General features: G+C 59.0%; 13 protein-coding genes. 6 read left to right on the forward strand and 7 right to left on the reverse strand.

The features are described from left to right. The first annotated feature begins 34 nt into the window (after positions 1-34). The 3 genes from ACFSKT_RS23445 to ACFSKT_RS23455 all read left to right on the forward strand — a co-directional run bounded on the left by ACFSKT_RS23445 (position 35) and on the right by ACFSKT_RS23455 (position 3,742). Entirely contained in the window at positions 35-334 is a 300-nt protein-coding gene (locus tag ACFSKT_RS23445; RefSeq protein WP_377717776.1) for a hypothetical protein, read from the forward strand. Between the two features lie 369 nt (positions 335-703). Then, entirely contained in the window at positions 704-1,327 is a 624-nt protein-coding gene (locus ACFSKT_RS23450) for a TetR/AcrR family transcriptional regulator (RefSeq protein ID WP_377717777.1), read from the forward strand. Between the two features lie 33 nt (positions 1,328-1,360). After that, positions 1,361-3,742, forward strand: a complete 2,382-nt coding sequence (locus tag ACFSKT_RS23455) for an MMPL family transporter (protein WP_377717778.1) — start codon at positions 1,361-1,363, stop codon at positions 3,740-3,742. A gap of 239 nt (positions 3,743-3,981) precedes the next feature. Here the strand turns inward: ACFSKT_RS23455 and ACFSKT_RS23460 are convergent, their stop codons facing one another. Both ACFSKT_RS23460 and ACFSKT_RS23465 read right to left on the reverse strand, forming a co-directional pair. Beyond that, complete coding sequence (locus ACFSKT_RS23460; RefSeq protein WP_377717779.1) at positions 3,982-4,593, reverse strand: SGNH/GDSL hydrolase family protein; 612 nt, start codon at positions 4,591-4,593, stop codon at positions 3,982-3,984. 188 nt (positions 4,594-4,781) lie between these two features. Further along, a complete protein-coding gene (locus tag ACFSKT_RS23465) occupies positions 4,782-6,296 on the reverse strand; it encodes a histidine kinase N-terminal 7TM domain-containing diguanylate cyclase (RefSeq protein WP_377717780.1) in 1,515 nt (504 codons plus the stop codon). A gap of 249 nt (positions 6,297-6,545) precedes the next feature. On the opposite strand from ACFSKT_RS23465, the gene tyrS reads away from it, so the two are divergent. The 3 genes from tyrS to ACFSKT_RS23480 all read left to right on the forward strand — a co-directional run bounded on the left by tyrS (position 6,546) and on the right by ACFSKT_RS23480 (position 9,499). Then, the gene (tyrS, locus tag ACFSKT_RS23470) at positions 6,546-7,805 is read left to right on the forward strand and encodes a tyrosine--tRNA ligase (RefSeq protein ID WP_377717781.1); all 1,260 of its coding nucleotides are present in this window, start codon (positions 6,546-6,548) and stop codon (positions 7,803-7,805) included. Between the two features lie 15 nt (positions 7,806-7,820). Further along, on the forward strand, positions 7,821-8,393 hold the full coding sequence (locus ACFSKT_RS23475; protein ID WP_377717782.1) for a TetR/AcrR family transcriptional regulator: 573 nt from the start codon (positions 7,821-7,823) through the stop codon (positions 8,391-8,393). Positions 8,394-8,509: 116 nt separating this feature from the next. Then, positions 8,510-9,499, forward strand: a complete 990-nt coding sequence (locus ACFSKT_RS23480; protein WP_377717783.1) for a phage baseplate protein — start codon at positions 8,510-8,512, stop codon at positions 9,497-9,499. A 96-nt stretch (positions 9,500-9,595) separates the two neighbouring features. Here the strand turns inward: ACFSKT_RS23480 and ACFSKT_RS23485 are convergent, their stop codons facing one another. From ACFSKT_RS23485 to ACFSKT_RS23505, 5 genes are all read right to left on the reverse strand, one after another. Then, positions 9,596-9,892 (reverse strand): hypothetical protein, encoded by a 297-nt coding sequence (locus ACFSKT_RS23485; RefSeq protein ID WP_377717784.1) that lies wholly within the window; start codon positions 9,890-9,892, stop codon positions 9,596-9,598. Positions 9,893-9,969: 77 nt separating this feature from the next. After that, positions 9,970-10,971: a phosphotransferase enzyme family protein gene (locus tag ACFSKT_RS23490; protein ID WP_377717785.1), complete on the reverse strand. Its 1,002-nt coding sequence runs from the start codon at positions 10,969-10,971 to the stop codon at positions 9,970-9,972. Then, positions 10,968-11,252, reverse strand: coding sequence for a hypothetical protein (locus ACFSKT_RS23495; RefSeq protein ID WP_377717786.1), 285 nt, complete (start codon positions 11,250-11,252; stop codon positions 10,968-10,970). The genes ACFSKT_RS23490 and ACFSKT_RS23495 overlap by 4 nt, the downstream gene beginning before the upstream one ends. A gap of 72 nt (positions 11,253-11,324) precedes the next feature. Then, the gene (locus tag ACFSKT_RS23500; protein WP_377717787.1) at positions 11,325-11,981 is read right to left on the reverse strand and encodes an HAD family hydrolase; all 657 of its coding nucleotides are present in this window, start codon (positions 11,979-11,981) and stop codon (positions 11,325-11,327) included. Between the two features lie 87 nt (positions 11,982-12,068). Further along, positions 12,069-12,692: a hypothetical protein gene (locus tag ACFSKT_RS23505; RefSeq protein ID WP_377717788.1), complete on the reverse strand. Its 624-nt coding sequence runs from the start codon at positions 12,690-12,692 to the stop codon at positions 12,069-12,071. Positions 12,693-12,930 lie beyond the last annotated feature (238 nt).

Below are 12,930 nucleotides of genomic sequence, written 5' to 3' on the forward strand. Positions count from 1 at the left end.
GAAGATTGAACTCAATATGAAGGAGCGCTTGCATATGAACCCATGTATGGAACTCGTAGTCTATCAACTACACGATAACGCCGACCCCGAGAAGTATCGGAAGTATATCGACATGCTGCAAAATGCGCTGCAAGGCGAAGAGGGATTTTTGGAGCGGCGCGTGTTCTACAATGCCGAGACCGGCTACTGGGTCGAAACGGTCCGGTGGGAGAACCGCGAAGCGGCCAAGCGATGCGAAGCTAGCTTGATGCGGCAGCCGTTCATGGCGGAAGCGATGACGCTCATTGACACGTCCACGCTGCAACTGCATTTGGTCCATCCCGTCCTAGAATGATTACCTGAACAAGCCCGTCCTCCTGTCGGGCTTGTTTGGGTAGTCTCCAGCTATGTCGGCGAGAAGTTCCCGGACATGAACGGTAAGGCGCAAGCACCGAAGTTCGTGTTGACGGCATCTTCGAGGGATAAGGAAGAATGGCGAGGTCGTCAAGAGGCGTGAGGTAGATCAATGCTTAAAATCTGCGAGGCGGGACAAGTCCCCGCCTCGTTTTTTCATATTTAGAGGAAAGTTGCCATTGTTGATGAGCACGTCACAATGTTGTAATTTTTGCACATTGTGCACAATTGCACTTTGGGCAATAATATATATAGACAGTAGCCTATCGTTATCCCATCCGACCACGAAGGAAAGGAGGCAGCTGTTTACGTGCTGCACGACAAGCTAACTCTGCGCGACAAAAAGAAGGAAGCGACGGCCGCCGCATTGGCGGAGACGGCATTCGAGCTGGCGCTTGTGCATGGGCTGGACGGCTTTATCGTCGACGATGTCGTGAAGAAGGCCGGCTATTCGAGAAGAACGTTCGCCAACTACTTCTCCTGCAAGGAAGAAGCGGTTGCGGCCGGCGCGGTGACCGTGACGAACGAAGAGGAATACACCGAGTTGTTGTTCGCCTCGCTGTCCCCGGATACGACGCCGCTCGACATGCTGTATCGTCTGATGACGATGCAGTTGACCAAGGATTTTCTGCTGCGGCTTCGCCGGTTCGTCTCGCTGGCCAAAGGATATCCTACCCTTGAGCCCTATAGTTTAAGCATTCTGCACCGGCTGCAGATGGCCGCCCAGCAATTGTTGGCGGAGTTCGCCGGCAACCGCTATCCCGCCGAATACACCCATCTGCTCGCCGGCGCGGTCTACGGCGCGTTCGTCCCGGTTCTCGACGGCAGCATGAACGTGCTGCTCCCCGGTGAAGAACCGGGCGACCAGACGGAGGCGATTACTTTCGAGCAGTATTTGAACTCGACCTTCGCGTATTTGCGTAACGGATTCTAAGTTTATTTTGGCTAATAAAGGAGCGCTTTACCCATGTCCACGTTTCTGTATAAGTTAGGCCGCACCGCCTACGATAAGCCATGGCATTTTCTCATCAGCTGGGTCGTCATTCTCGGGATCGTCGGCGCCATGCTCGGCATCAACGGCATTCATTCCAGCTCCGAGATGAAGATCGCTGGCACCGAATCGCAAAAGGTGCTCGACAAGTTAACGGAAGAGCTGCCGGCCGCGTCCGGCGGGCAAGCAAGCATCGTGTTCACCGCGCCCGAAGGGCAGCGGCTGGATACGCCCGAACGGCTGGCGGCCATCCAGAAGGCCGTCGGCGGCATCTATGCCAAGGATTATGTCATTAACCCGGCTGAATTGGCAGCCGCGGCCGGCGCTTCGGCTGCCACCGGCGGCCAAGATGCCCAAGGCAATGCCGCGGCGCAAGCCGGTCAAGACGCAGCTGCCCAAGGCGGCCAAGCGAGCGCCGGCGCGGACCAAGCCGCTGCATCCGGCGGCGAAGCGCCTCCCTACGGCCCGCTGATCGTGGACGGCGTGCCGGTCATCGGCGCCATGATTTCCTCCGACGCCAGCGTCGCCTTGTTCCAATTCCAGTTCACCGAGCAGCTGACGTCGCTGCCGGCCACCGTGCCGGACGAGGTAATGGCCGCGGTGAACGTGGCGCAGGAAGGCAACACCGGCATCGGCGTCATCCCGAGCGAGTCGCTGTCGACCATGCCGGCGATCGGCTCGACGGAAGCGATCGGCATCGCCGTCGCCGCCGTCGTCCTGTTCATCACCCTCGGCTCCATCGTCGCCGCGGGTCTGCCGCTGCTCACCGCGATTTTCGGCGTGGCCATCAGCATCGGCGGCGCGTTCGCGCTCTCGAAGTTCGTCCAGATGACCGACATTACGCCGGCTCTGGCCGTCATGATCGGCCTTGCGGTCGGGATCGACTACTCGCTATTTATCGTCAACCGGCAGCGCCGCATGATCCTGGATGAAGGGTTGACTGCGCGCGAAGCAGCCAGCCGGGCGGTCGGTACCGCCGGCAGCGCCGTCTTCTTCGCCGGCCTGACCGTTATTATCGCGCTGTGCGGCATGCTCGTGATCGGGATCCAATTCCTGTCGACGATGGCGCTCGTCGCCGCGGCGACCGTCCTCGTCACCGTTCTGCTGTCCTTGACCTTGCTCCCGGCGCTGCTCGGCTTCGTGGGCGAGAAGATCTGCACGGCCAAGTCGCGCGAGGCAGCCAAGACGTCCGCGAAGAAAGCCAATCAAGGGTTCGCGCATCGCTGGGCGAAGGGAACCGTCAAGTTCCGCTGGCTCATTATCGTCGGCGTCATCATCGTACTCGGCGCAGCCGCGATTCCGGTCGCCAAGATGGATCTCGGCATTCCGTCCGGCGCCTCGGCGGATCTCGACACGACGGCTAGACAAAGCTACGACGCGATCACCAAGGGCTTCGGCGAAGGCTTCAACGGCACCCTGCTGCTGGTCGCAGAGCCGAAAGACGCCTCGGCGACGATGAAGCCGGAGCAGCTTGGCGCGCTCGTCCAAGAGCTGCAGAAGCACGAGAACGTGTCCGTCGTGACCCCAATGGGCTTTAACGAGACCGGCAGCATGGCGATTATCAGCCTGATCCCGAAGACGGGACCAACGGATAAAGAAACGAAGGATCTCGTGCATGCGCTGCGCGATCCGGATTCCAGCTTCGCCAAGGCGGCGAACGCAGTGATCGGCGTCACCGGCTTTACAGCCATCAACATCGACATGTCGGCGAAGCTCGCCGAAGTGTTCCCGCTGTACGTCGGCATCATCGTCTTGCTGTCGCTCATCATTTTGCTCCTCGTCTTCCGCTCGGTCATCGTGCCGATAAAGGCGACGGTCGGCTTCATTCTGAGCATCCTGGCCACCTTCGGCTTGACGACCGCCGTCTACCAGTGGGGCTGGATGCACGACGTGTTCGGCTTCGACACCGGCGGCCCGCTGCTCAGCTTCATGCCAATCATGGTCACCGGCATTCTGTACGGATTGGCGATGGATTATCAAGTGTTCCTCGTTAGCTCCATGCGCGAGTCTTACGTCCACGGCAAACGCGGCACCGAGAGCGTCGTGAACGGCTACGAGATGGCGAGCCGCGTCGTCTTGGCCGCCGCCGTCATCATGGTGTCCGTATTCGCCGGCTTCATCTTCGCGCCGGACGCGATGATCCGTCAGATCGGCTTCGCGCTCGCGGCCGGCATTCTGATCGATGCGTTCATCGTGCGCATGACGCTCGTACCCGCGATCATGTCGGTATTCGGCGACAAAGCGTGGTGGCTGCCGCGCTGGCTGGACCGCCTGCTGCCGAACCTCGACGTCGAGGGCGACAAGCTGATCGCCAAGCTGAAAGCCGAAGGCCAGTCGAAAGCGAAGAAGGCGGTTTAATCGCAATAGACGGCGCAGCGCTTACAGCGTCAAACCACAAAAGGTACGGCCCCGCACCATGCGGAGGCCGTACCTTTTTTAGTTTTCGTATTCCATGCCGTTCCAAGTCCAATAGGTATCCTCGACGATAATATCTTTCCAATCGGCCTGCGGATTGTGGACGATGCCGACTTCACCCGCATCTGCAGATGAAGCCGCCCATACTTCCCTATCCCGCCTCGACGCCGGTCATCGGCCAGCTACAGGCAAAACCGCTCCAAATACCCCGTAATATAAGCGGCCTGCAAGCGCCGCACCTCCTCCGTGTAATGCACATGGTCACAGAAGGCGTCCGAGCCGAAGGTTCGGGTGAACGCGTACAGATCGAGCGCGGCCACAGCATGCCTGCTCATCACCTCGTCCGCGATCGCATTGTAAGCGACGACATCGTCATGGTAACGATGAAAGGCGGCGATGCGCGCATTATGAATTTCTTCGACCGCATCGGTGGTGCGAAGCCATATGACGGCTTGCGTCATTTCCCGCGCAATAATGACGATCTCCTCCAAATTGCGGCGGTACTGATCCGGCGGCACCTGCTTCTCTCCCGTCCCCGGGTCCGTCTTCAGATCATGCAGACCGCAGTTGAGAAGCAGCAGATCATACCGCGTCCCTCTCGCCTGCTCGCTCTTCAGATAGTCGAGCACCATCGCGCTATCTCCGCCGTTCACGCCGACGGGATGGTCCAGATCGGCGAGCGCCTCTTCTTCGCCCCTCTTCCGGTCGTAAAGGAACCGCTCATCGGTCATCCGCTTTAAGTAAGGCCCATACTGAATGGATATACTATCACCCAGGATAAAGATCGATCTCATGATACGAACGCCTCCCCTGCTTTTCGACTTCCAGTCGTTTCCTCCCCTACTATAAAACGATGACCGCATTCGGCACAATAGACCCTTTTGGACCATCGTCTACCTACCGGCTTTAACGGGAAACGCGAAAACAACCACCCCGGCGAAAGGAGTGGTTGTTCACGAATACCGCATATTTCGCGCCGGAGTTAGTCGTTTATCGCGGCGGGCTCCTTCTTCATCCGGTACATGCGCTCATCCGCCCGCTTGTACAGATCGTCGGCGTTCTCGCCGTCATGCGGATAATGGCTGATGCCCACGCTCAGCGTTACCTCGATCTCTTCGCCGTCGGCAAGCCGGAACGGACCGGCCTCCTTCAACTGCCGAAGCTTCGCGAGAAAGCGTTCCGCCTCCTGCTGGCCGGCGGTCAGCACGACGAATTCATCGCCGGCGAACCGCGCGACGAAATCCCCTGGCCCGGCTGCCTCGGTCAGCTTCGCCGCGACATGACATAGCGCGAGGTCGCCCGCATGATGGCCGTGATTGTCATTGATGGCTTTGAATTTGTTCAGGTCCATTAGAATCAGTGCGAACGAGTCCGCAACGCTCAGCAGCCGGTCTAATTCCCGTTGGAACGCCGCGCGGTTGTACAGGCCGGTCAGCCCGTCGTGATAAGCCAAATACGTGATCTGCCGCTCGTTGTGCTTCATCTCCGTAATGTCCCGGATCATGATGAATTGCAGCGTTTCGCCCCCGACGACGATGAATTCGGAATCCATGGCGACGGTACGGTCCATCCCGAGCGCGGCGGCCAGCGTCAGCTCCGTATTCTGCATTCTGGTCTGAGCGTGAAAAGAGGCCTCATAATGACGCTGCCATGCTTCCCGCTTCGTCTCCGACACGCTGTGCATAATGTTCGAGGAAGAGGCCGGCAATTTCAAAATTTCGAGCGCGACCGGGCTGGCTTCCCGGATGCCGCCCTGCTGATCGACGATCAGAATGCCGAGCGGCGCCTGCTCGAACAAGATGCGATAGCGCTGCTCGAACGACGGGAGAACGTTATATTTGACCATGTTGATGAAAATCCCGACCATGGCGAACAGCATGGAATGCGTCGTCAGCTTGTCCAAATAATACTGCTGCGATTGGAACAGAATGCTCGCGACGTTGATCCCGATCCCGAATCCGCTCGCCAGGAGCATGGCCGTGAGCAGAATCCGGGCCGGGCCTGGCTCTCGTCGGAACAACGGAATGAACAACCGCAGGATGGTCCCGAGCGCGACGAACGTGAGCCCCCAGAACAGATACATGCCAGGACCGGGTTCGTAGAAGACGGAGCCGTTCGGCCGCAAGCCGACATAATCGGCGGAGGACAGGAAAGGAAGCGATAGCAGCTGGACGAGAAATGCGGCGATCAGCGCCTTGTACCAACGCGAATGTTTCTTCTCATAGGCGCGGGTATAGAGAAACCAATAATGAAGAACCGCGGTCAGCAAGAGCGTGATCAGCGGAAAAAGGACATATAAGAGGATCGAGGCCCGGTGATGGAGCGGCGCGCTGTTCATGAAGAACATCGCCATAAAATTCAAGGCCGCCACGGCGAACATCCGCCCGGCCGCCCGATAGAGGCTGTTCCGATAATCCCGGCACAGAATGAGCACGGTCATGCAGACCATGGCCAGCGCGGGAATGAGATAAATGATGGCAAGCAGGTAAATATTCATCCTTTTACCCTCTCTAAGGTGTCATAGGTAAGTTATATCACATCCGCTACAGGCCGTCTATTAGACTGAAGATGGTGAAGTTTGGGTATGATAGGCGGAATTGCCCGCTGCTGCTTGACGGGATTTCCCGATCATGCGATACTAAGCAGCATCACCCGACCGAACGGTCGGTCGGGTACTTCGAATGCTACTGGCTTAACGACGAAAGCTTGCGTTTACGATTCATACCTGACGACGGGAGAGATGACGATGCATATTCTTGACGATTTGGCATTCCGGGGGCTCGTTCACCAGGCAACCGACCTGGAAGGACTGCGCGAACAACTGAATACGGGGACCGTGAAGCTGTATGCCGGCTTCGATCCGACGGCGGAGAGCCTCCATATCGGCCACCTGCTGCCCATCCTGACCTTACGGCGCTTCCAGCAAGCCGGCCACGTCCCCTTCGCGCTCGTCGGCGGCGCGACCGGCATGATCGGCGATCCGACCGGACGAAGCGAGGAGCGCCCGTACAATACGCACGAGACGGTAGAACAATGGACGAGCAGCATCCGCAGCCAGCTGTCCCGCTTCCTCGACTTCGACCATCCGGAGCGTCCGGCGCGCGTCTTCAACAACTACGACTGGTTCCGCGCGATCAACGTCATCGAGTTCCTGCGCGACACCGGCATTCGGTTCACGGTTAATTACATGCTCGCCAAGGAAACCGTCCAAAGCCGCCTGCCGCTCGGCATTTCGTTCACGGAGATGAGCTACATGCTGCTGCAGGCGTACGATTTCCGCTTCCTCCATCAGGAGCACGGCTGCTCCCTCCAGATCGGCGGCAGCGATCAATGGGGCAATATTACCGCTGGCCTGGAGCTCATCTCCCGCACGGAAGGCGGCGAAGCGTTCGGCCTGACGATGCCGCTGATCATGAAGTCCGACGGCACGAAATTCGGCAAGACCGCCGGCGGCGCGATCTGGCTCGATCCGGCCAAGACGTCGCCATACCGGTTCTACCAATTCTGGCTGCAGACCGACGACGCGGACGTGATCCGGTTCATCAAGTACTTCACGTTCCTCGCCAAGGCGGAGATTGAGCGGCTGGAGCAAGCGGTGCGGACTGCGCCCGAGCTTCGCGAAGCACAGACGGTGCTCGCCCGCGAGTTGACGCTTCTCGTGCACGGCGAGGAGGCGCTAAGCGGCGCGATTCGCGTCAGCGAAGCGCTATTCCGGGGGAACGTCGAGACGCTGACGGCTGCCGAGCTGGCCGACGCGGCGCAGAGCATCCCGACGGCGCAGATCGAGGCGGCCAGCCTGAACGTGATCGACCTGCTCGTCGCGGCCAGTGCCGCTTCGTCCAAGCGGCAGGCGCGCGAGGACGTGCAGAACGGCGCCGTGACGCTGAATGGAACGAAGATCCGCGACGCGAACCATATCGTCGCCGCGGAGCAAGCGCTTCACGGCCGGTATGTCCTCGCGAAGGTCGGGAAGAAAAAATACGTCATGGCCGACTTCGGCCGCTAAGGAGCTCGCACCGGCATGATCGTGGAACAAATCAAACAGCAGGCGCTCCGCTTGTTCGCCTCCAAAGGCTACGAAGCGACCTCGCTTGATATGATCGCAACGGAAGTAGGACGCAAGAAGCCTTCGCTGTACACCCATTTCGCCGGGAAGGAGCAGCTGTTCCTCGCCGTCTTCAACGAAGCGATCGCGGAGGAAATCCGGGTCTTGGAGGAATTCTACGACCGGCATAGCGGGCAGCCGTTCGAGCAGACGCTGCTGCGCCTCATCGAAACCTACAAGGAACGCTACATGCGCGACGACCGTCTGAAGCTCATTCTCTACCACGGGTTTATTATCCCGCAGGTGCACGAGGAGACGATCAAGGACGCGCTGAATCGGTATTTCGACCGGAAGGAGCAGCTTGCCCGGCAGCGGCTGACTGATGCCGCGTCCAGCTTGGCCGTCGATGTCGATGCCGCCGTGCTGGCGTATTCCAACCTGCTGGAGGGGATGCTGGTGGAGCTCATCTATGCCGGGACGGATCGATTCGACCGGCGGCTCGCCGGATCGTGGGAGGTTTTCCGGCGCGGAATTCTGAAGAAACCTTAATATTTATTGGTCCTAACAGGCTATTCCAAGTGCGAGGCCCCTCGGAGATAATCAAATGGGCAGTCGGAGGGCCCGCCTCTGCCGACCCCAAATTGATCTCGAATGGAGGCATCGTAATGAACCAGAACCAAAAGCCGGGCGCGCGGAGAAGGCCGATCAAATTCGCGGCATCCCTCGTGCTCGCCATGCTGATGTTCGGCATGTCCGTCATCCCCGCGATCGCGGCGACCCCCGCCAAGACCGTCAACGCTTCGGCCACGCTCGCGTACAACCTGAAGGGGCTGAAGCACAACGTGGCCGTCCAGAAGGCGTACATCGCCTCGACGTACCTGTACGTCACGCAGCGCTCCGGAGGGACCGTCTACCTGTCCCGCCTGCTCATCAACGGCAATGACGCCACCTATGTGGACGAGATGACGATCACCAACTCCGGTCACGGCCAATCGCTCGACATGTACACGTACAACGGGATCAATTACTTCTATTTCAGCTCGAAAGCGGATGCCTCCACCTCATACTACTGGTCGCTGCAGGTAGCGAGATTGCAGTACAAGGCCGGTGCGACCTACGATTATACCGATCTGCACCGCTTTACGTACATGAACTATGCGAACAAAACCGGCGCTCGCCTAGGCGAGACGTACCGGGTCGACGGCGGCGGCAACAGCACGCATACGGTATTCCGCGTCCAGACGGCGGAAGGCACGGTGACGTGGTCCATCTATGACACGGTCAAGCTGAACCGGCTGCTCGACGCCAATGAGCAGGTACGCATGGACAGCGCCGAGGCGGTCGCCGCCTGCGTCGGCAGCTTCACCCAGTCGGGCAGCGGCATCGTTCGTCCGAATGGCTCGTTCCAAGGGCTCGATATGCTCGGCAGCACCGAAATCTACACGTCCGGCGGCGCGGAGGGCGAGACGCCGCAAATCGCGAAGATGTCAGGTTCCGGCGCCTACAATACGCTCGTGAAAATCACGAACGTGGGCAATCACGAGATCGAGGGCGTCCAAACGAAGAACGGCAACGTTTATTTCACGATCGTGACCGATCCGGTCAACAAGCAAAATACGCAAAAGGTGTATTTCGTGCCGGATAGCATTTTCTAAGCTGCGCCTAGGCGCGAATAAAGAAAGGCAGCCGTTGGTCATATTGACCGGGGCTGCCTTTTGCGTTCACATATGTATGGGCGAGCCTCGGCTCATTTAGGGCCCCGTACCGACGCTCTCCACGTACCAGAACGGCCCGGCTTGCTTCACATAGAACACGCCGATCTCATCGCCCGTCGCGCGATCGACATATCCGCGTACATCGTACAGATGCCCGTACGCACGGTCCTTCCGCTCCGTATTCGCAACCGTTGCCGTCAAACTGTCGATCGGATGCAGATGGAGGAGCATATAGCGGCGAATCGCCAGCTCCGGCGACAAGAACGAAACGATCCACAGCGCGGCTATCGCCGCGATCGCGAGCTTCCATTTGTGTTTCCGCAGCCACGGCAACCGATGCACCTCCCTCTTCCGCCCCGCTTATATTAACAGCATCATTCCTATGAACGATTGCACGCGAGATTCCCTGCCTACTCCACCGACTCGAACAGGAATGGCGCACCATTGACATACGCATTCAGCAGCGCCTCCGCATACGGCTGCTCTTCGATCAAGCCTGCCGTCTCGAGCGGATTCTCCGCGTGAAAGCTGTAGCTTTCGATGATCGCCATGATGAGGAAAGATTCCAGCTTCGAGATCGCCGCATCCTCCAACGGCCTCGCTTCCTCGTAGCCCGCCAGGAAACTGGCTCTGTGCGCGGGGGGCATGCCCATGATCGCCTGCGCCATGTCATAGAGATGATAGCCGTAGCCGCAGCGGCCGAAGTCAATCGGGTACGGCTCGTTCTCGCGAAAAACGACGTTGCCGATGTGCAAATCCGCATGGATCATCCCATAGTTCTGCGTTTGACCGGATAAGGCTGCGAGCGCGGCCTCCACTTGATCAGCCGCCTTGACGTACAGCGCCATCGCCTCCTCCGAGATGAAAGGTCGATGATGCCGCTTCAGATGCGCCCAGTCGCGCCTAAAGCTATCCAGTCCCCAAGCCGGGCGCGAGAAATGAGCGGACGGCTGAAAATCGGCGCTTGCCTCGTGCAGCTTCGCCATCAGCGCCCCCATTGCCCGCGCGGCCTCCTCGGTCAGCGCCCCGCGTCCCCCCTGTTCGCCCTCGATCCACGTCAATACAGTCGCGGTAAGCTGCTGCCCGCCGTGCGTGGAGGCATCCGTCAGGAAAGCGCCGTCTCGATTCGCAACCGCTTCGGGGATCATCAGACCTTTGCGCTTCAGCGCGGCCAGCCATTCGAGCTCCGAGGCGATTTCCGGACGCGGCTTGCTGCCGGGATGAATACGGAGCAGGTACGATTCCTTTTCGCCAACTTCGATACGGAAGGTGACATGCTCGGACACTTGAATAAAGCGAATCGCGTTCCAGTCCAGCTCATACTGCCGCATCGCCTGAAGCGCGGCTTGCTTGGCCGCTGCGAGCGTCTGGCGCCGACTGGCATCCGTTTCGATTGAAAAACCGCTATTCATGGCATTTTCTCCTTGTTGACCATGTCTCCGCTCACTCGTTCAAACAGCTCCCGATAATGCGTCAATCCAAAAACCCGTTCCAGTCCTGCGATATTCGCCCAGAATTCTTCTTCATTGAATCCTTCGAAGTCTTCCGAGATGCGCCAAGCCAGATTATGAAACGCATGCGCAATCCGGAATACTCGATTCCAATTGTCCTCGTTGTACGCGCCGCCGTTCTTGATATCCAGGAACGCTTGGTAATTCAACGTTAAATACGCCTTCCTTCTACGATCATCCATGCGCGCCACTTGTTCCTTTCCTAAGCCGAATAAAAAAGCTGTTCTTCGTTCCCGTTCCTTCTCTAAACGAGGCTAGCACGAGCTGGAAGCGGCGCAAGCCCGCTCGAGATAGGTTCGAAAATCCGCGACCGACGTAAAAAGGTGATCCGGCGCTTTCGCCGACAGCTGCTCCGGGTCGGCCGTCTCGGCCCATGCCGCCGATACGATCGGGACGCCCGCTTCGCGGGACGCGTCGATATCGCTTGGCGCATCGCCGACATAGAGCGTCTCGTCCGGCGCGGCGCCGAGCCGCTGCAGCACGTTCGCGATGCCTTGTACCTTCCGCGGTCCCTGCGGCGATCCGGTCTCGACGACTTCGAAATACGAATCGAGGCCGAATACATCCAGCGTGATGTCCGTGCTTCTCTGACCTTTCCCGGTAACCATGGCCAACCGAATGCCGCTTCGCTTCGCCCAATCGAGAATCTCCACGATCCCTTCGAACGGCTCGGCGCAGACGTGATGAAGCTCGCGATAGTGAGCGAGGTAATCTTCAATGCCTTGATCGTAAGCATCCGGGATAAGCGCCAGCACGGTTCCTTCTTCGGACGGTCCGAACGTATCGATGATCTCCTGTTCGCCGAGCGTCCTGCCCGCATGCGGTTCAATGGCGGCTTTGAACGCGGCGATGCACAGCGGCAGCGTATTGCCGATCGTCCCGTCCAGATCAAAAATAATTGCTTTCAGCATGATCAAGCTCCTCCGTCTGGAAATATGACCCATCTATTCTCTTACGACGCGGCTGAGCGTGAAAAAGATTACCAGGCGACGCGCAAACTACTCGGATTGGACAATCGGCGCTACCATGCGGTCGATATACTGATGGAAAATCTCGTAGTTCTCTTTCACCTGCCGCATGTTGGCATCGAGCGTATTCCCCTCCAAGGGGGCGGCAGGGAACGGGAAAAAGTACTTATTGTACTGTGCAAAGAGCGTCGGATCCTTCTCTTTAATCGCGGCGAGCTTCTGCACGCGCGCCTGCGTGTATTTCGTCTCGCCTTGGTACATGCCCTCCACTTCTGCAAGCAGCTCCGGCAGCGTGCGCGGCGGGTTAGCCTCCAGATCGGCGAGATCATCCTCGCCCGCCTGCCATTCCTTGACCGCATCTTCCTTGCGCGCATCCGACAGCAGCTCGCGAACGCCGACAACCTCGTTAATGTCGCGCAGCAGCGCTTCGTCCGGAATCTCCGGTGCCGGCTCGCGGGCTGCCTCCGACGGCTCGTCCGGCCGCTCATCCGCCTTCTCCTCTGCTGCATCAGAAGGCTCGTCCCTCTCGCTCTGCGGCGATGGTGAGACGACAGGCACAGGCTCCGGCAACGACGGTTCATATTGCGTAATCGCCACACCCGCGGCGACGGCCGCGATGGCTGCGACGACGACGGCAATTGCCTTTAGCTTCAAATGCATCCCCCTCCGTCCGATCCCGTCGCGCTTAGCGAACGCGGCGATTCATCAGTCTTTCGTTACGTTGGAACCCGTACTGCTCGTACAAGCCGTGGGCATCGAGCGTCCCGAGCAGGCCATGCAGGCTGCCGAATTGCTCGATGATGCAGGCGATCAGCTGCTTGCCCAGCCCCTGCTTCGTGCAAGCACTCCCACTTTTTGGATGTAATTATAAGGAGCAGGCGCCTATTTCTCA

Source organism: Paenibacillus xanthanilyticus, from assembly GCF_042682185.1.
Classification (GTDB): Bacteria; Bacillota; Bacilli; order Paenibacillales; family Paenibacillaceae; genus Paenibacillus_Z; species Paenibacillus_Z xanthanilyticus.